The organism is Nocardia veterana NBRC 100344 (assembly GCF_000308855.1).
Taxonomy (GTDB): Bacteria; Actinomycetota; Actinomycetes; order Mycobacteriales; family Mycobacteriaceae; genus Nocardia; species Nocardia veterana.
Genome location: NZ_BAGM01000008.1, coordinates 67,491 through 86,462, shown reverse-complemented (window position 1 = coordinate 86,462; position 18,972 = coordinate 67,491). Strand labels below are relative to the sequence as shown.

General features: G+C 68.9%; 17 protein-coding genes. 7 read left to right on the top strand and 10 right to left on the bottom strand.

Translation table 11 applies throughout. The features are described 5' to 3' along the window. Positions 1–210 precede the first annotated feature (210 nt). From zapE to ON37_RS02200, 7 genes are all read right to left on the bottom strand, one after another. Positions 211–1,260, bottom strand: coding sequence for a cell division protein ZapE (gene zapE / locus ON37_RS02230; RefSeq protein WP_245552944.1), 1,050 nt, complete (start codon positions 1,258–1,260; stop codon positions 211–213). 178 nt (positions 1,261–1,438) lie between these two features. Then, on the bottom strand, positions 1,439–2,614 hold the full coding sequence (locus tag ON37_RS02225; RefSeq protein WP_040715947.1) for a lipid-transfer protein: 1,176 nt from the start codon (positions 2,612–2,614) through the stop codon (positions 1,439–1,441). Next, on the bottom strand, positions 2,611–3,030 hold the full coding sequence (locus tag ON37_RS02220; RefSeq protein WP_040715945.1) for a MaoC family dehydratase: 420 nt from the start codon (positions 3,028–3,030) through the stop codon (positions 2,611–2,613). The genes ON37_RS02225 and ON37_RS02220 overlap by 4 nt, the downstream gene beginning before the upstream one ends. Further along, positions 3,027–3,992, bottom strand: coding sequence for a bifunctional MaoC family dehydratase N-terminal/OB-fold nucleic acid binding domain-containing protein (locus tag ON37_RS02215; protein WP_051031053.1), 966 nt, complete (start codon positions 3,990–3,992; stop codon positions 3,027–3,029). Before ON37_RS02215 ends, ON37_RS02220 begins: the two co-directional genes overlap by 4 nt. 12 nt (positions 3,993–4,004) lie before the next feature. Beyond that, entirely contained in the window at positions 4,005–5,174 is a 1,170-nt protein-coding gene (locus ON37_RS02210; RefSeq protein WP_040715942.1) for an acyl-CoA dehydrogenase family protein, read from the bottom strand. Next, positions 5,159–6,226, bottom strand: coding sequence for an acyl-CoA dehydrogenase family protein (locus tag ON37_RS02205; protein WP_040715938.1), 1,068 nt, complete (start codon positions 6,224–6,226; stop codon positions 5,159–5,161). Before ON37_RS02205 ends, ON37_RS02210 begins: the two co-directional genes overlap by 16 nt. A 56-nt stretch (positions 6,227–6,282) precedes the next feature. Continuing rightward, positions 6,283–8,538: an acyl-CoA dehydrogenase family protein gene (locus tag ON37_RS02200; RefSeq protein WP_040715936.1), complete on the bottom strand. Its 2,256-nt coding sequence runs from the start codon at positions 8,536–8,538 to the stop codon at positions 6,283–6,285. A gap of 150 nt (positions 8,539–8,688) precedes the next feature. Between ON37_RS02200 and kstR the strand changes: the two genes are divergently transcribed. The 5 genes from kstR (at position 8,689) to ON37_RS02175 (ending at position 15,088) form a co-directional block, all read left to right on the top strand. Next, positions 8,689–9,345: a cholesterol catabolism transcriptional regulator KstR gene (gene kstR, locus ON37_RS02195; protein ID WP_040715933.1), complete on the top strand. Its 657-nt coding sequence runs from the start codon at positions 8,689–8,691 to the stop codon at positions 9,343–9,345. A 165-nt stretch (positions 9,346–9,510) separates the two neighbouring features. Further along, positions 9,511–12,084 carry a trehalose-phosphatase gene (gene otsB, locus ON37_RS02190; protein WP_040715930.1) on the top strand — a complete coding sequence of 858 codons (2,574 nt, stop codon included), beginning with the start codon at positions 9,511–9,513 and terminating at the stop codon, positions 12,082–12,084. A gap of 141 nt (positions 12,085–12,225) precedes the next feature. After that, the gene (locus ON37_RS02185) at positions 12,226–13,155 is read left to right on the top strand and encodes a metal ABC transporter solute-binding protein, Zn/Mn family (RefSeq protein ID WP_083892657.1); all 930 of its coding nucleotides are present in this window, start codon (positions 12,226–12,228) and stop codon (positions 13,153–13,155) included. An 11-nt stretch (positions 13,156–13,166) separates the two neighbouring features. After that, the gene (locus tag ON37_RS02180; protein ID WP_083892656.1) at positions 13,167–14,168 is read left to right on the top strand and encodes a metal ABC transporter ATP-binding protein; all 1,002 of its coding nucleotides are present in this window, start codon (positions 13,167–13,169) and stop codon (positions 14,166–14,168) included. Then, positions 14,165–15,088: a metal ABC transporter permease gene (locus ON37_RS02175; protein ID WP_051031051.1), complete on the top strand. Its 924-nt coding sequence runs from the start codon at positions 14,165–14,167 to the stop codon at positions 15,086–15,088. The genes ON37_RS02180 and ON37_RS02175 overlap by 4 nt, the downstream gene beginning before the upstream one ends. On the opposite strand, the gene ON37_RS02170 is transcribed toward ON37_RS02175, so the two are convergent. Then, the gene (locus ON37_RS02170) at positions 15,078–16,268 is read right to left on the bottom strand and encodes an MFS transporter (protein WP_040715928.1); all 1,191 of its coding nucleotides are present in this window, start codon (positions 16,266–16,268) and stop codon (positions 15,078–15,080) included. The genes ON37_RS02175 and ON37_RS02170 overlap by 11 nt on opposite strands. A gap of 63 nt (positions 16,269–16,331) precedes the next feature. On the opposite strand from ON37_RS02170, the gene ON37_RS02165 reads away from it, so the two are divergent. Continuing rightward, positions 16,332–16,673: a MerR family transcriptional regulator gene (locus tag ON37_RS02165; protein ID WP_040715923.1), complete on the top strand. Its 342-nt coding sequence runs from the start codon at positions 16,332–16,334 to the stop codon at positions 16,671–16,673. Between the two features lie 69 nt (positions 16,674–16,742). Here the strand turns inward: ON37_RS02165 and ON37_RS02160 are convergent, their stop codons facing one another. Together ON37_RS02160 and ON37_RS02155 are read right to left on the bottom strand one after the other, a co-directional pair. Then, entirely contained in the window at positions 16,743–17,117 is a 375-nt protein-coding gene (locus tag ON37_RS02160; RefSeq protein WP_157171325.1) for a hypothetical protein, read from the bottom strand. Positions 17,118–17,185: 68 nt separating this feature from the next. Beyond that, the gene (locus tag ON37_RS02155) at positions 17,186–18,058 is read right to left on the bottom strand and encodes an iron-sulfur binding domain-containing protein (RefSeq protein WP_040716066.1); all 873 of its coding nucleotides are present in this window, start codon (positions 18,056–18,058) and stop codon (positions 17,186–17,188) included. A gap of 167 nt (positions 18,059–18,225) precedes the next feature. Here ON37_RS02155 and ON37_RS02150 point away from each other — a divergent pair, with 167 nt between their 5' ends. Beyond that, a complete protein-coding gene (locus tag ON37_RS02150; protein ID WP_040716064.1) occupies positions 18,226–18,849 on the top strand; it encodes a carbonic anhydrase in 624 nt (207 codons plus the stop codon). Positions 18,850–18,972: the final 123 nt, after the last annotated feature.

Genomic DNA, 18,972 nt, shown 5'->3' with positions numbered 1-18,972 from the left:
TCTCCCAGAAAACATCCGAACTGCACAAACAGGCACATCGTTACATGCCGAACGGTCCGTGAGGAGGGAAATCGTGACACCGGACGGTGACCGATCCGGTCAATGCCCCTGGCCGCCAGTTGACAGCCGGAGAAACTGTGACCGGACACAGCAAATGACCTCGTCGACGGCAGATTCGTTCAAACGAACGCACTTCACTTCACCGGATGCTCACGAGGGCTCGGCCACCGCGCTTGCCGCCGACCCGGCCGGCTCGACGGCGCTCGGCGGGCGGGCGCCGGACAACCGGCCCAGCCGGCTCGCGGTGCGCTCCAGATCCGGGGCGGCGGCAACGTCGCGGACCAGTTCCGGCAGCGGAACCTCGGCGTAGAGCGTCAGTGCCAGATCGGCGTCGTAGAGCACGTCTATCAGGTTGACGAAGCGCGTCACCGCATCGAGCGGAACCCGCCGCAGTGGCGGCACCGCACACACGCCCCAGCGCCGGTAGGTCTGGGTGAGGGCCAAGAAGTCGGCGGCCGACAAGGGCTTCGCGCAGATTTCGCCGAAGTCGACCACCAGCAGATCCGCCGCCGCGGTTCGTGCTCGCAGCAGGCGATGGGCGATCGGCACCTGCGCCGGCCGGTCGGGGCCGGGCCGGTCCCCGTGCACGTAGCGCCCGCTCGCGAATCCGGTCCGGTCGTCGTCCCGGCAAGCGCGAGCGCGATAGTCCTGCGGCCCGTCGACCGCGACCACGGCCAGGTGGGTACGCAGCAGGGCGATGGCGGGTTCGAATTTCGCGTGCGTCAATGGATTGGGCAGCAGTTCCTCGGGTGGGTAGTTCGAGGTCGCCACCAGCACGATGCGGCGCGCGAACAAGGCCTCGAGCAGGCGGGTGATCAGCATGGCGTCACCGACGTCGTGGACGTGGAATTCGTCGAAGCAGATCAACTCGGTGTCGCCGAGCAGGATGTCCAATGCCGGCGGCAGCGCACCGGATTCGGCGATCGCGAGATGGAGCCGGGCGAAGAACTGGTGAAAGTGGTAGCAGGCCTTGCGTTTCGAATCCACCCGCTCGTAGAACTCGTCCATGAGCATCGTCTTGCCGCGGCCGGGACGGCCGTACAGGTAGACCCCCCGCGGTAGGGGCCGCGCGCCTCTCGGCCGGAGATGCGAGCCGAAGCCGCGCGGAAAAGCCCACCGGCGCCGGGTCGATGGCCCGGCCACGGTAGCCAGTGCCGCCGCGGCAGCGCGCTGATCGTCATCGAGAACCAGTCCGTCCACGGCCTCCACCTCCTGACGGCCCTGCACCCGCAGAGCGCCTCTACACTTGTAGAGGATCTCTCGGCGCGAGAGGAGGGAAGGTGACGATGTACACACCACGCCCGGACGAACCCTCCGGTGTTCGACACCCGGAGAGTGATCCGGGTCGTCGGCGGGTGGTGTGGCGGCTCCCCGAGCGTCAGGCCGCGGTGAGTACGAGTCCGGAGGTCGGCACGCCGGTGCCGGCGGTGACGACGATGTTCTCCAGGCCCTCGACCTGATTCACCGAGGTGCCACGGATCTGGCGCACCCCCTCGGCGATGCCGTTCATGCCGTGGATGTAAGCCTCGCCGAGCTGCCCGCCGTGGGTGTTGAGCGGCAGTCGGCCCCCGATTTCGATCGCCCCGTCGGCCACGAAATCCTTGGCCTCGCCGCGACCGCAGAAGCCCAGTTCCTCGAGCTGCATCAGCACGAACGGGGTGAAGTGGTCGTAGAGAATCGCCGCCTGCATATCGTCCGGCCGCAATCCGCTCTGCGCCCACAACTGGTCACCGACCAGCCCCATTTCCGGCAGACCCGTCAGGGCATCGCGGTAGTAGCTGGTCATCACGTACTGGTCCGCGCCGGAACCCTGGGCGGCACCGGCGATCAGGGCCGGCTTGTTCGGCAGGTCGCGGGCCCGATCGGCGCTGGTGATCACGAGCGCCACACCGCCGTCGGTTTCCTGACAGCAGTCCAGCAGGTGCAGCGGTTCGGCGATCCAGCGCGACGCCTGATGGTCGTCGAGGGTGATCGGCTTGCCGTAGAAGTGGGCAGCCGGGTTCACCGCGGCGTGCTTGCGGTCGGCCACCGCCACCCGGCCGAAATCCGTACTGCGCGCACCGTATACGTGCATATAGCGGCGGGCCACCATCGCGACCTGCGCGGCCGGGGTACCGAGGCCGTGGGTGTAGGAGAACGCGTTGTCCACGCCGGAGGAGCTCGGATTCCCGGTCGCCAGATGAGTGGCGAACTGCCCGAATCGATTTCCGGACCGCTCGTTGAACGCCCGATACGCCACCACCACATCCGCGATACCGGTGGCCACCGCCATCGCCGCCTGTTGCACGGTCGCCGCGGCCGCACCTCCGCCGAACGGAATGTTGCTGAAGAACTTCAGACTCGGGATGCCGGTGGCCCGCGCCACCGCGGCCTGGGTGTTGGTATCCATGGTGAAGGTCGTCAGGCCGTCCACGTCGGCGGGCGTCAGCCCGGCGTCGGCGAGCGCGGCGGTGACGGCCTCCGCGGCCAGGCGCAGTTCGCTGCGGCCGGAGTCCTTCGAGAAGTCGGTGGCGCCGATACCCACGATCGCGGCGCTACGGCTCAGACCCGTCACTGGCGTGCCTCCTGCAGGGAGATGACGGCTTTCGCCGTGATGTGGTCGCCGAGGCTGTCCTTGCCGACCACGTCGATGGTGATGTCGTTGCCGTCGACCGCCGCGACGGTGCCGGTCAGGGTCAGCGTGTCCCCCGCGTACAGGGGGACGCCCAACCGCAGGGCGATGGATTTCACGAGCGCACGCGGTCCCGCCCAGTCGGTCACGAACCGCTGCACCAGGCCGGTATCGGTGAGGATGTTGACGAAGATGTCCTTGGATCCGCGCGCGACCGCCTTGTCCCGATCGTGATGCACATCCTGGAAATCCCGGGTCGCCAGGGCGGTGGAGATCACGAAGGTCGGATCGGCGTGAATCACCAACTCCGGCAACGCGGTTCCGACCTGCACCGCGGTCGGCTCGATCGTCGAGGTCATCGCACTGCCTTCCAGTAGGGCACGGTGTTGTCGTCGTCGAGCTGCTGGAAGCCCACCTCGACGGGCAGGCCCACCTCGACCTCCGCGGGGTCGATGCCGCGCAGCTCCCCCAGCATGCGCACCCCCTCCTCGAGTTCCACCAGCGCTACCACGTAGGGGACCTGCCGGCCGGGCACCTTCGGCGCATGATGAACCACGAAGCTGAACACGGTGCCGCGCCCGGAGGCCACCACATAGTCGGTCTGCTCGGTGTGGTCCTTCCACAGCGCCGGAACCGGCGGGTGCTGCAGCGTGCCGTCGGGCCGCTGCTGGATCCGCAGCTCACCGAGTTTCGTTCCCTCCCAGAAGAACTCGGTGTCCTTCGAGACGGTGGGCCGCACCCGCTTCGCCAGATCCTCGGCCGAGATGTCGCCGGATTCCACCGGGCCGGCGGACTTTCCGGTTCCCGGGGCGAACTTCAGCATGCGGAACAGCATCTCGGTGACCAGCTCGTCACCGACGTACCAATTGGTGCGATAGGTGGTGAACCAGCCCTCCCCCAGCGCGGTCCGCTTCGGCCCGACGATCTCCTCGACGCTCGACCGCACTGTCACCTGCTCGCCGAGCTGGAGGTAACGGTGGTAGATCTGCTCGCAATTGGTGGCTACCACCGAGGTGAAACCGGCCGCATCGAACAGGTCGTTGGTGCGGGTCATCGGATCGTCGGCGGCGCGAGTGCCACCCAGTCCCAGCATGGTCCACACCTGGGCCATCGCCGGCGGCGCGACGATGCCGGGGTGTCCCGCCGCGCGCGCCGCCGCCTCGTCCACATAGATCGGGTTGCGATCGCCGATGGCCTCGACCCAGTTGTTGATCATCGGCTGGTTGATCGGATCGCGGCCGGCACGCGGCGCGGATTCCCCGTCGGCCTTGATCCGCTCGAGACCCGCGCGAATCTCGTCGGCCGTGAAAGACTGTGTCACGGTTGCTGACTCCTATCTCGGTACGCGGGGCAGGCGCAGGCCCATCTGCGCGATCAATTCGCGCATGACCTCGTTGACACCACCGCCGAAGGTCACCACCAGGTTCTGCTTGGTGCGCTTGTCCAGCCAGGTCAGCAGTTCCGCGGTGGCGGGGTCGGCGGGGTCGCCGAACCGGCCTACGATCTCCTCGGCCAGGCGGCCCGCCTCCTGCAGTGCCTCGGTGGAGAAGACCTTGGTGGCCGAGGCGTCGGCGATCACGTCACGCTGGTCGGTATCCGGGCGTTCCATATTCGAGGCGACCTGCCAGTTCAGCAGTTCGTTCACCCGGACCATGGCGTGCAGCCGGCCCAGCGCACGGCGCACCTCGTCCCGATCCAGCACACCCTGGGCGCGCGCCCAATCACGGACCCGCTCGTAGAGCTGTTCGATCTTGCCGGAGGGGCCCAGGCTCACCCGTTCGTGATTGAGCTGGGTGGTGATCAGCTTCCAGCCGCCGTTCTCCTCCCCGACCAGCATGTCCGCGGGGACCCGCACATTGTCGAAGTAGGTGGCGTTGGTGTGGTGCGCGCCGTCGGCGGTGATGATCGGCGTCCACGAGTAGCCGGGATCGCTGGTGTCGACGATCAGGATCGAGATACCCCGGTGCCGGGATTCGACCGTGCCCGTGCGCACCGCCAACCAGATGTAGTCGGCCTCGTGCGCACCGGTGGTGAACACCTTCTGCCCGTTGACGATCCAGTCGCCGTTCGCATCGCGGACGGCCGAGGTGCGCAGCGCGGCGAGATCGGTGCCGGCATCGGGTTCGGAGTAGCCGATGGCGAAATGAATATCGCCGGTGAGGATTCCGGGCAGGAACTTGCGTTTTTGTTCCTCGGTACCGAACGACTGTAGCGCCGGGCCCACGGTCAGCAGCGTCACCAGCGGCACCGGCACATCGGCGCGCACCGCCTCGTTGTAGAAGATCTGCTGTTCCAGCGGGCCGAAGCCCTGGCCGCCGTATTCCTTCGGCCAGCCCACGCCGAGCCGGCCGTCGCGTCCCATCCGCTTCACCACCGCGCGATACGCGTCGCCGTGGCGGTTGACCGCCATCTCGGCCTCCTCCTCGGGAGTGACCAGATCGGCGAAGTAGGCGCGTAACTCGTCGCGCAACTGATGCTGCTGCGCGGTCAGATCGATGTACATCTGGCTCCCAACCGGTCCAGCCGGAACGACGCACCGCCGAGCCAGCGGGCGATGTCCTTGGCTTGTGAGTAGTAGCGGTGCAGCGGGTGAGTCATATCGACGCCGATACCGCCGTGCAGGTGATGGCATCGCTGCATGGCCGCGGGCAGCTCGGAGGCCACGACGAACGCCAGCACGTCGAGATCGTCGTCGACGCGGCCTTCGATCGCGCCGCCCTCGCGCAGATACCGCGCCAGCGACCAGTTCGCGGAGGTCGCGGCCACCTGCAGCGTCCGCGATACGACATAGACGTCGGCGATTTCCTGTGCGACGGCCTGGAATTCGGCCAGCGGCCGGCCGAACTGCTGCCGGGTCCGCAGATGTTCCGAGGTCAGCGCCAGCACGCCTTTGAGCAGGCCGTCGGCGACCGCACCGATCGCGGCCAGCGCGATGCGATGCAGCGTCACCAGCGGAACGTTCAGCAGTTGCGCCGCCGGAATCACGGTGTCGTCGAACGAGACCGAGTATTCCGGCGCCCCGGTCGAGCTCGGGCTCTCGGTGCGGGTGATCCCGTTCGCCGCACCGTCGACCACCGCGATACCGCGGTCGGTCGGCACCAGAATCCATTGCGCCTGTTCGGCATACGGCACCGCGATCTTGCGACCGGTGATCCGCACCGAGTCGCCGTCGGCCACCGCTTTGGTCTGCGGTTCGGTGGCGAACGGTGCGCCCGGTTCGTGCAGCGCGGCGGTCAGCACGGCACCCTTGGCGACGGCCGGGAACACCTCACCCGCCAGCTCGCCGCCGAGCTGCCCGACCAGTGGCAGCACCCCGAAGCCGAGGGTCGACAGCGCCGGCGTCGCGACCGCGTCGGTCGCGAGTTCGGTCAGCATGGTCGAAACCTCGAGCAGGCCCATATCGTCGCCGCCGTACTGTTCCGGCAGCGGTAGCGCCAACAGCCCGCTCTCGACCAGCGCCGGCCACAACGCGTCGTCGCGTGCCCCGTCGTGCTCGAGCAGGCTCACGACGACTTCGGCGACCGCGTCCTGACTTTCGTCCCTGGTGAAGTCCAATGCATTGCTCCCTGTTGGATATGGGCTGCTCCGTCGAAAGGGCCGGCCCGGCGAGTTCAGCCCTTCGTTTCGCGCGGCAGCCCGAGAATCCGCTCCCCGGCGACGGTCAGCAGAATCTGTTCGGTGCCGCCGGCGATCGACAGACAGCGGGTGAGCAGGAATTCCTTCACCACGTCGGTGTCCAGCGCGCCGGCCGGGCCGGCCAGCTCGGCCGCGAATTCGGCCACCGCCTGCCGGTGCCGGACGCCGACCAGTTTGCGCACGCTGCTCTCCGCGGCGGGATCCCCGCCGGCCAGCAGCTTCCGCGCCGCGCGCGCCTCCAGCAATGTGCCCGCCACCGATTCCGCGATCAGCGCGCCGAGGCGGTCGGCGACCACCTCCGCACCCGGGCCCGTGGTGGGTGCGGCCGCGATCACGGCCTCCAACTCCGCACCGATCCCCTTGCCGCCCATGGCGACTCGTTCCGCGGAGAGGGTGGAGCGCGCGATCCGCCAGCCGTTGCCCGGTTCGCCGACCAGACAGTCGTCGGGCACGAACACATCGTCGAGGAAGACCTCGTTGAACCGGGCCTCACCGGTGATCTCCACCAGCGGCCGGATCTCGAGTCCCGGACTTTTCATATCGACCAGGAAGTAGCTGATGCCCTTGTGCTTCGGCGCCGCCGGATCGGTGCGCGCCAAGCAGATACCCCACGTCGCGCGGTCGGCCAGCGAGGTCCACACCTTCTGGCCGCGCAGCTTCCAGCCACCGTCGACCCGTTCGGCGACGGTTCGCAGGGAGGCCAGATCCGATCCGGCGCCCGGCTCCGAGAACAGCTGGCACCAGATCACCTCGCCGGTCAACGTGGGCGGGGCGAAGCGCTCGATCTGCTCGGGGGTGCCCCACTGCAGCAGCGTGGGGATCGCCCAGTTCGCGATCACGAGGTCCGGGAGTTCGATGCCGGCCTTGCGGATCTGATCCTCGATCAGGCTGCGCTGGATCGGCCCGGCGTCGCGGCCGTAGGGAGCCGGCCAATGGCAGGCCAGCAGTCCGGCGTCGGCCAGCGCGGCGCGTTGCTCGCCGGCGGGCAGCGCCGCGATCCGAGCCAGGTCGGCGGCCAGCACCGCCCCCTCGGCGGCATCCAAACCGGCTGCCTCCCAGGCAGATCCGTTGTCCGCGCCCTCGCCGAGATCGATCGATACTGTGCGCCGCACCCCGGCGTGGGTCAGTTTCGCCACCTCGGCGCGCCACCGCGCGGAGCCACCCAGCAGCGCCCGCAGCGCGGTAGCGCGGCGCAGATACAGGTGCGCGTCGTGCTCCCAGGTGAAGCCGATCCCGCCCAGCACCTGGATGCAGTCCTTGGCATTCTCCACGGCGGCATCCAGTGCGACGGTCAGGGCCACCGCGGCGGCCAACCGCAACTCGCTGCCACCGGACTCAGCTGGTGCCGAATCTGCCGCTGCCGCGGCGGTCGCCGAATCAGCCGCTGCCGCGGCGGTGGCCGAATCTGCCGCTGCCGCGGCGGTGGCCGAATCTGCCGCTGCCGCGGCGTCCGCCGCCACGGCGCGGGTCTGCTCGGTGCGGCACAGCATCCAGGCGCACATGTGCTTGACCGCCTGGAACTCGCCGATCTTGCGGCCGAACTGTTCGCGCACCTTGGCGTAGTCGACCGCGGTCTCCAGGCACCAGCCCGCGATCCCGGCCGCCTCGGCCGCGATCAGCGCCGCTGCGAGATCGCGCACCGAACAGGGCGGTTCGAAGATGTGGTCGGCGGGCACCGGGGTACCGGAACACTCCACCCGGGCCAGCGGGGTGCTCGGATCGAGCGCGTCGAGCACCTCGACCCGGACGCCCGCGGCGCCGGCCGGCAGCAGGCACCACAGCTCGCGGTCGCCGGAGCGCACCGGCAGCAACAGCGCGGTCCGTTCGTCGGCGCCGAGGACCGTCGCCCAGGTGCCGGACACCTCGAGTCCGTCGGTTGTGTTGTGCGACACCACAACCGGCTCGCTCAGTGCGACCCCGCAGGGCGTATCCTCGTCGAGGGTGTCGCCGGCAACGAGGCCGGCCAGCGCGGTAGCCGTCACCGGTCCGCCCACGAGATCGTGCGCCGCCTGCTCGATCAGCACGGCCAGATCGCGCACGCAGCCGCCCGCGCCGCCGGCCTCCTCCGGGACCGCGACGCGGAAGACGCCGAGGCCCACCAGGCCCGGCCAGAACTCACGCCAATACCCCGGCGCGCCACTGCGCATTGTTGCAATCGGGTGCACCGCTGCGGCCCATCCGCGCATCGACTCCTGAACGGCTTTATGCTCGTCAGTGGTGGCGATGGTCACACTCCATACCGCCTTTCCGGCGTGACTCCCACACCTAGAACATGTTCTAATGTGACGGTCGGGCGTAAGTCAAGAGGCGCTCGTCGCCGCCGCTGGACTACGCTCGTCGGCCACCGGAACCGACGGGCGTGTAGGAAAGGACTTTCACGAATGGCCAGTCCCTCCCGAGAGCAGGCAGCCGACTCGGGTGCGCGCAACGGCGCCCGCAATCGCACGACGGTCAGCACCCTCAGCGAGGACGAGCTGAGCTCGGCGGCCCAGCGCGAGCGACGCAAGCGGATCCTCGACGCCACCCTCGCGCTCGCCTCCAAGGGCGGCTACGACGCCGTGCAGATGCGCGCGGTCGCCGAACGCGCCGATGTCGCGGTCGGGACGCTGTACCGATACTTCCCGTCGAAGGTGCACCTGCTGGTCTCGGCGCTGGCGCGCGAATTCGAGCAGTTCGACAGCAAACGCAAACCGCTGGCCGGGCAGACCCCGCAGGAGCGCATGCACCTGATGCTGACCCAGGTCACCCGGGCCATGCAGCGCGATCCGCTGCTCACCGAGGCCATGACCCGAGCCTTCATGTTCGCCGACGCGTCCGCCGCCGCCGAGGTCGATCGGGTCGGCAAGGTGATGGACCGCTTCTTCGCCCGGGCGGTCAACGAGGGCGAACCCACCGAGCGGGATCTGGCCATCGCCCGCGTCATCAGCGATGTGTGGCTGTCGAATCTGGTGGCGTGGCTCACTCGCCGGGCGTCGGCAACCGATGTGGCCGAACGCCTCGATCTGACGGTCGATCTGCTGCTGGGCGAAAAGTCCTGATCCACGCCGATAATCGCACGCCCGGCCGGCCGCCTCCCCGCGGCCGATCGGGTTCGGCGAGGCTCGTGTAAACAGCACGTATCACTGCGCGAACACGCGGGCAAACGTCACCCAGTAAAGTTTCTCGCGCCCTGAAAAATCTCCTCCGATCACTAGGTTGGATGCGTGAGCGCACAGGATCTGCCACACGAACTTCGCCGTGCCTTGTCGGCCGTAGCGCGCGTGCCGCGGCTACTGGTCGCTTCGGACTACGACGGGACAATCGCGCCCATAGTGTCCGATCCGGCAAAGGCCTATCCCCATCGGGAATCGGTCAGCGCCCTCCGCGCGCTCGCCGGCCTGAGTAGCACCACCGCGGCCGTCATCTCCGGCCGCGCGCTGCGAGATCTCGCGGCGCTGTCCCGGCTACCGGTCGAGGTCCAACTGATCGGTAGCCACGGCTCGGAATTCGATGTGGGCTTCGTCCACGCCATCGACAACGACGCCAAACAATTACTGACCGAGGTGCGGCACGCCCTGGCCGCCATCGCCGACGACAATCCCGGTGTGGCCGTGGAGGCCAAACCCGCCAGCATCGCGCTGCACGTGCGCAACGCCTCCCCCGAGGTGGGCCGGCGCGCGCTGCAGCAGGCCCGGCAGGGCCCGGCCAGCTGGGTCGGCGTGCAGGTCACCGAGGGCAAGGCGGTCATCGAATTGGCCGTCATTCAGACCGACAAGGGCGCTGCCCTCGACATCATCCGGCATCAGGAGGGCGCCTCGGCGGCCGTGTTCTTCGGTGACGACGTCACCGACGAGAAGGCCTTCGCCCGGCTGTCCGGACCCGATATCGGCATCAAGGTCGGCGAGGGCGAGAGCCTGGCCGAATACCGGGTGCCCAGCACCGAAGAGGTCGCCAAGGCCTTGGCGTTCCTGCTGGAGGAGCGGCGCACCTGGCTCGCCGGCGCCTCCGCACCCCGGATCGAGCGGCTGACGATGCTGGCCTCGCCGCGGTCGAAGGCGCTGCTCACCCCGGACGGAACGGTCAGCTGGTTCTGCCATCCGGAACCCGATTCGGCCGCGGTCTTCGCCCATCTGCTGGGCGGCCCGGCGGCGGGACATTTCACCGTCGCCCCCGAACGCCAGAGCCTGCCGCTGTCGCAGCGCTACGTCGACGGGACCATGACGGTCGAAACCCGTTGGTCCAGTTTGAAAATCGTCGATTACCTGCCGCACGACGTGGCCCTGGAGCGGACCGATCTGACCCGAGTCATCACCGGTGACGCCAAGGCCGTCGTGACCTTCGCGCCGCGCCCGGAATTCGGCCAGGTGCCGGTGACCCTGGTCCGCGAACCCGCGGGCCTGCGCGTACACGGCACCAACGATCCGATCGTGCTGCGCTCGCCCGGCGTGCAGTGGGAGATCTTCGAGGAGGGCATCCACCATGTCGCGCGCGCGGTGGTGGATCCGTCCGAGGGACCGATCGTCCTCGAAATGCGTTGTGGTACCTCCGATCTCGCCCCCGCCATGGTGAGCGAGGCGGAACGGCGGAACGAGGCGGAGCGGTACTGGCGCGATTGGGCCAACGAGCTGAAGCTGCCGCCGCTCAAGCCGGATCTGATGAAGCGTTCGGCGCTCACCCTGCGCGGGCTGGTGCACGCGCCCTCGGGTTCGATCCTGGCCGCGGCCACCACCTCGCTGCCCGAGGACATCGGCGGCGTCCGCAACTGGGACTACCGCTACTGCTGGCTGCGTGACGCCTCCCTCACCGCACACGCTCTGGTCACCCTGGGATCGCTGAGCGAGGCGGAGGATTTCCTGGCCTGGACCCATCGCGTCCTCGAGACACTGGCCGGACCCGAACGCCTGCACCCGCTCTACACCCTCTACGGCGAGACGCTGCCGCCCGAGGCCGTGCTGGACCAGCTGCCGGGCTATGCCGGTTCCCGGCCGGTGCGTGTGGGCAACGCGGCGAATATGCAGGTTCAGCTCGACGTCTTCGGGCCGATCGTGGATCTGATCGCGGCGCTGGCCCAGGCGCGCGAGGCCAAGGGCATCACGGATCCCGCCAAGGCGCTGCCGGATCGCGACTGGGAACTGGTCGAAGCCATGGTTTCGGCCGTGCAGCGGCGCTGGCGCGAACCCGATCACGGCATCTGGGAGATCCGCGGTAATCCCCGGCACCACGTGTACTCGAAGGTGATGGGCTGGCTCACGGTCGATCGCGCGCTGAAATTGGCCGAGCGGTTCGATCGCACCGCCGACCCGGCCTGGGTGGAATTGCGCGAGACCATCGCCGACGAGGTCAAGGCCAAGGGCTGGAACGAGCAGGTGCAGTCCTACACCGCGGCCTACGACGGCACCGATCTGGACGCCGCGACCCTGCACATCGGACTGAGCGGTCTGATCGACCCCTCGGATCCCCGCTTCGCCGCCACCGTGGTCGCGACCGAGGCGGAATTGCGCAGCGGGTCCACCGTCTACCGCTACCACCACGACGACGGCCTGCCCGGCGGCGAGGGTGGGTTCCACCTGTGCGCGGCCTGGCTGGTGGAGGCCTATCTACTGATCGGCAAACGCGAGGACGCCGAGGCGCTGTTCGCGCAGCTCGTGGATGTCGCCGGACCGACCGGTCTGCTCAGCGAGGAGTACGACCCGGTGGCCGAACGGTCGCTCGGCAACCACCCGCAGGCCTACAGCCATCTGGGTCTGTTGCGCTGCGCCCAGCTGCTCAGTCAGCCGGTCGCCGCGCTCGCGCAGTAGCGGCGAACCGGTAGGCAACTCGTCGGGGCCCGGCTCCGCTCGGATCGACCGAGCCGGAGCCGGGCCCCGCTCGGTGTCCGGGTTCACACCCGATCCGGACGAATCGATAGCACTGCACCCGGCCCCATGCGCTACATTTAAATGGAAATCGTTTCCGTTAAGAGCTCGTGTGCAGGAGTACCCCGCGTGATCAGAAATTTCGCCGTCCGAATTGCTGTCGCCACGCTGGGAGTCACCACCGCACTCACGCTGGCCGCCTGCTCGGGCTCGGACTCGGATTCCGGCAAACCGACCGTCGTAGCCTCCACCGATGTGTGGGGCAGTGTGGCCGCCGCCGTCGGCGGGCCCGATATCGAGGTGAAGTCGATCATCGACAGCCCGACCGAGGATCCGCATTCCTATCAGACCACCCCGGCGGATGCGGCGGCCATCCACGATGCCGCCCTGGTCGTCTACAACGGCGGGCACTACGACGAATTCGCCGAGAAGGCCGCCCAGGGCCGCACCGAGCCCACTATCTCGGCCTTCGATCTGCGCACCGCGCCGAACGACGAGAACGAACACCTCTGGTACGACATGGGCACCGTCGGCGCTGTGGCGAACAAGATCGCCGACGAACTCGGGCAGATCGCCCCGGAGCACAAGCAGGCCTTCGCCGACCGCGCCGCCGCCCTGCGCGGCCGGTTGGCGAACGTCACCGCGATCACCGCGAAAATCGCTGCCACCCATCCCAAATCGCCGATTCTGCAGACCGAGCCGCTGGCCCACTACCTGCTGGTCGCCGCCGGCACCGACGACCGCACGCCACACGCCTTCGAGGAGGCGATCGAACAGGGCACCGATCCGGCGCCGGCGGATCTGGCGGCGATCCGAGACCTGTTGACCACCAAGCAGGTTCGCGCCCTGATCTACAACATCCAAACCGAGGACAAGACCACGAAGGATGTGGCCGCGACCGCCCGGTCCGCGGGTGTTCCGATCGTCGAGGTGACCGAAACCCTCCCGGCGAATACCGATTTCGTGAAGTGGCAAACCGACAACGCGACCGCCCTGGCCGCCGCGCTCGGCTGAGGAGAGTAGTGATGCCGGGAGATATCCGTACCGAAGACCGCCGCGATCCGGCCGTCTCCGCGTCGCCGGAATCCGACCACGACAGGTCGTCCGTAGCCCGCGCCGATTCCGGCGCGGGCTCGTCCCGTCTCGGGGGCGCGGAGTGCGCGTTCTGCGATACCGACGACGCGGCGGACGGGAAGCCCGCGGCCGATGCCCGCACCACCCCCGCGGTGTCGCTGCGGGGCGCGAGCCTGGCCTTCGGCCCGCGCACGCTCTGGCAAGGGCTGGATCTCGACGTCGCGCCCGGTGAATTCGTCGCGGTGCTGGGCCCCAACGGTTCCGGAAAGACCTCACTGTTGCGGATGCTGCTCGGACAGCTCGCCCCCAGCGCGGGCACGGTCGAGGTGGACGGGGCGCCGGCGCGGTTGGGCAATCCGCGGATCGGCTACATCCCGCAGCAGAAGACGATCGACGCCGGCGTGCAGTTGCGTGGTGTCGACCTGGTCGGGTTGGGCGTGGACGGGCACCGCTGGGGGCTGGGTTGGCGCGGCCGGCGCGAGCGACGGCGCCTGGTCGCCGATGCCATCGCGCAGGTGGGGGCCGAGCGGTACGCGAACGCGCCGTTGGAATCGCTGTCCGGCGGCGAACAGCAGCGGTTACGGGTGGCGCAGGCGTTGGCCGGCGATCCGCGAGTGCTGCTGTGCGACGAGCCGCTGCTGAGTCTCGATCTGGCCAATCAGCGGCTGGTGTCCGAACTCATCGACCGGCGCCGCCGCACGCACGACACCGCGGTGCTGTTCGTCACCCACGAGATCAATCCGATTCTGCCGCTGGTGGATCGGGTGCTGTATCTGGTCGAGGGCAAGTTCCGGATCGGCCCGCCGGATGAGGTGATGACCTCCCAGGTGTTGTCCGAACTCTACGGCACCGAGGTCGACGTGCTGCGGGTCCGCGGGCGGCTGGTGGTCGTCGGCACCGGCGACGAGATCGACGCGCTCGGCACCCACCACACCGAAGGGGCCGGCGAATGAACGAGAAACTGTCCGACGTCTTCACCAAGATGCTCGATCTGCACACCACCGCGGACCTGCTGTCCTACGACTTCGTCCAGCAGGCCGTCATCGCCGCCGCGCTGCTCGGACTGCTGGCCGGGGTGATCGGGCCGCTCATCGTCAACCGGCAGATGTCGTTCGCGGTGCACGGCACCAGCGAGCTGTCGCTCACCGGCGCCGCGGCGGCGCTGCTGGTCGGCATCGGGGTGGGCGCCGGGGCCATCGCGGGCTCGGTGATCGCCGCCGTGATGTTCGGCCTACTGGGTTCCAAAGCGCGCGAACGCGATTCGGTGATCGCGGTGGTGATGTCGTTCGGTCTGGGCCTGTCCGTGCTGTTCCTGTGGCTCGGGCCCAGTCGGGCCGGATCGAAATTCTCCCTGCTCACCGGGCAGGTCGTCAGTGTCGGCGGCACCGGACTCACCTCACTCGCGCTGTGCACCGTCGGCGTCGTCGCCGTCCTCGCATTCATCTATCGCCCACTGCTTTTCGCCAGCACCGATCCGGAGGTGGCGGTGGCACGCGGCGTTCCGGTCCGCGCGTTGTCGGTAGTGTTCGCGGTGCTGCTCGGCGTGACCGCCGCCTTCGGGGTGCAGATCGTCGGCGCCCTGCTGGTGCTGTCGCTGCTGATCACCCCCGCCGCGGCCGCCGCCCAACTGACCGCCAGCCCGTTGCGCGCAACCCTGCTGTCGGTGTTGTTCGCCGAAATCGCCGCCGTCGGCGGAATTCTGCTGTCGCTGGCCCCCGGCGTACCGGTCTCCACGTTCATCACCACGATCTCGTTCGTGATCTACCTGGGTTGCCGGGTGATCGGGCGGCCGCTGCTGCAGGCCCGCCGCCGGGTGGTGCCGGTCGCGACGACGACCACCCGGGCAGCGGTTCCGGCCACGGCTAGCGACTAGCGGTGGCCGGCCGATCCACCGTCGCAGACGCGGATTCGCCACGCGCCCCCGGTCCGCGACCGGCGACGACGGTCATGACCAAACCACAGCAGGTCAGCGCGGCGGCGACGAGGTAGATCGGCCGGGGGCCCGCGGCCGAATCGGCGATCAGACCGCCGACCAGGCCCGCGCACGCGGCCGCGACCTGGTAGCCGGACGCGTTCACCGCCATGGCCAACGTGGGCGCCGCAGCGGCGGTCGCGAGCACGCGTGCCTGCATCCCCGGAATGATCGCGAAGCCCAACAGGCCGATCGCCACGACCGCGACCACGGTCAGCGAGGTGACCGCGGCAACCGACCAGATGCCCAGCAGTGTCGCCGCCAGCAGTGCGAGCAGCACCGGCTGGAACAGCCGCGGGTTGCGGTCGTAGAGCGCGCCGCCGACGAGGTTGCCCAGCGTCGCGCCGACACCGTAGGCGAGGAGCAACAGCGGCAGCCTGGTCGCCGGGTGTCCGGCGACGTCCGTGAGCAGCGGGGCGAGGTAGCTGAATACCATCAGCACGCCCGCGTTGCCGACCGCTGTGATCGCCAGTGCCATCAGCACCGGCCGCTGCCGAAGCACCCGCAACTCCGTCACCGCCGAGGTCGCGGGCCGGTCACCGCCGGACTCGAACGCCCACACGACCGCGACGAGCCCGAGCAGGCATGCCCCGGCGATCGTCGCGAACGTCGCCCGCCACCCCCACTGGTCGCCGATTCGAGTGCCGATCGGGGCGCCCAGGATCATGGCGAGATTCATCCCGAACGCCAGCCGGGCCACCATGCTGCCCGCGCGCTCCGGGGCCGAGGACTGCACCGCGATCACGATGGCCTGAGCGAAGAAGGTCGATGTCACCAATGCCGTGAGCACCCGGGCCACCAACAGCAGCCGGAAATCGGGAGCGAGGGCGGAGACGACGTTGCCGACGAACGCGACCGCCAGCAGCGCCACCATCAGCCGTTTCCGATCGACGCCGGCGGTCACCGCGGTGAGCACCGGACCGCCGACGATCATGCCGACGGCATACGCGGTGACCAGCAGACCGGCGGCGCCGACCGTGACATCGAGGTCACTCGCGACCTCGGGCAGAATCCCGGCGACGACGAATTCACCCGTGGTGATGGTGAATACACAGAACATGAGTATGGCTGGTCGGAGCATGCCCGGACGCTAAACTCTCACGTCGGTGTGAGAGTCAAGCCCGAGTTGCGAACGGAGCGGCCAGTGCAGATCGGAGAACTGGCACAGCGGACCGGAGTCAGCGTGCGCGCCCTGCGCTACTACGAGGAACGAGGCGTACTGAATCCGAGCCGGACCGCCACCGGTTACCGGATCTTCGACGAGTCGGACATCCGCACGGTGCAGCACATCCGCACCCTCCTCGCGGCCGGTTTGCGGATGGAGCTCATCGCCGAAATCCTCTCGTGCCTGTCCGGCGAATCCCTGCTGCTCGACGGCTGCCGGCAACGGCTCGAGGTCGAACGCCGCCGCATCACCGCCGATATCGACCAGCTCGTCCACACCCGGTCGTTGCTGGACGACCTGCTCGCGTCCACCCCCGCCTGATCCGCACCGACCGGGCACCCGGTCGCCGGGGCCTGCTCAGCGGTTCGGCGGACGGGTTCGCGATGCGAATCAGTACGGCCAGCAGCTCTGACCGCTCGGCCCGGAGACCCGGACCAGTAAGAGAAATCCGAGCATCATCACGACGACCATGCAGGCGCTCGGGACGAGGAAGTACCACCGGAGCCGGCGCCGGTGGGACCAGAGGCGTCCCAGCACGAGACAGCCGAGGACCAGCATGATGCCGGCACCGGTCAGCTGGAAATTCTGCGCCGCCCGAAATTCCGCATCCCGCTGGGCGAATCCACCGTGCACCGCGTCGCAGTAGTCCCCGACGCCGTGGGTGAACAGGGAATAGCCGCCGAGGTAGACGGCGGGCCCGACCACGACCGAAGCGAGTACGTAGATCCAGGCGAGCACGCCGGGGTGCTTCAGGGACACTGGCACCAGCCGGACTCTAGTCGCTTGCCGGCAGCGGTAATTCGGCGGACCGACACGTTTGCGCCGAACTTCGGTCAGTCCGATCCACCCTCGCCCGCCAACGCGAACAAACCGGCGGCGGTCTGTTCGACCAAACCGTCGACGAGCAACGAATCGAGCGCCCGATCGCGCTGTCCGGGATCGTGAGTCCAGGCCAGATCCAAGGCGATTCGCTCCACCGGGCCGGAGGCGCCACGCAGCACATCGAGTAGCCGGCCGCGTGCCTGCCGGTCGGTGCCGTCGTACTTCTGCGTGCGGCGCACCACCTCCGAGGCGGGGCGGCCGGAGGTGACCCAGGTGCAGCGCGGCAGCGGGCAGCGGTCGCAGTCGGGATTGCGCGCCGTGCACACCGTCGCGCCCAGTTCCATCAGCGCCGCGGAGAAGACCGCCGCCCGGTCGACCCGGATGGGCAGCAGCGCCTCGGTTTCGGCGAGATCGCGGGCGCGCGGGTTCCCCGCCTCGGCGCGACCGTGGACCGCGCGGGCAACCACTCGGCGAACATTGGTGTCCACCACCGGAACTCGCTGACCGTAGGCGAAGCAGGCGACCGCCCGCGCGGTGTAGGCGCCGATACCGGGCAGTTGCAACAGCGTGTCGACATCGTCGGGCACCACGTCGCCGTACTCGCGGGCGAGCACCCCGGCGCATTCGTGCAGCCGCAACGCCCGGCGCGGATAGCCGAGCTTGCCCCAGGCCCGCAGCACCTCGCCGGGCGTGGCCGCGGCCATGGCGGAGGGCACCGGCCACCGCGCGACCCACTCCCGCCACACGGGTTCGACCCGCGCCACCGGGGTCTGCTGCAACATGATCTCGCTCATCAGGATCTGCCAGGCTGTCACGCCGGGGCGGCGCCACGGCAGATCGCGGGCGGTGTGCCGGTACCAGTCGATCAGGACATCACTGTCGATCCCGGCGATCGTCTCGACGGTGTCCGCGCGGTTCGGCCCACCGCGCTCGGCCCGGTCGCTCGGCCTCACGAAATCACCGCCGCGTCCGCCGGCCGGTGATGCCGAATTTGCCCATCCGTAGCCGAACGGACTCGCCGGTAGCCCCGGAGCTGTGGAAAATGGGACACATGCCTCATACCAACCCGATCAGTGCCTGGAAGTCTCTCCGCGAGGGTAACGACAGGTTCGTCAACGGCACACTCCAGCACCCCGGCCAAGGCGCCGCCGACCGCGCGAAGCTCGTCGGCGGACAGCAGCCGCGGGCGATTCTGTTCGGGTGCGGTGACTCCCGGGTCGCCGCCGAGATCATCTTCGACCAGGGCCTCGGCGATATGTTCGTGGTCCGCACCGCGGGCCATGTGATCGACGAGTCGGTGCTCGGGTCGATCGAATACGGTGTCGAGATCCTCAATGTTCCGTTGATCGTCGTGCTCGGGCACGACAGCTGCGGCGCGGTCCGCGCGACCATCGATGCGCTCGACGACGGTCAGGTGCCCGGCGGATTCATCCGCAGTCTCGTCGAGCGGGTGGCCCCGTCGATCCTCGCCGGCCGCCGCGACGGCCTGGCCGAGGTCGACGAGCTCGAGGCCCGGCACGTGCAGGAGACCGCGCGCCTGCTCACCGAACGTTCCAAGATCGTTTCCGATCGGGTCGAGAGCGGCCGCTGCGCCATCGCCTGCGTGAACTACAAACTCGCCGACGGCCGCGCCCAGCTGCACAAGGTGATCGGCGATATCGGCGAAACGGTCTGAGCCGCAGTCGTTTCCGCTAGTCATCGGGCTACGGTCGGGCCGTTCGCGCGCGGGGGCGCGAAAATGTACCCGGCATCACCGCCATTTCGGCGGCGACACGCCGCGTACCTGAGCGAGACGGCC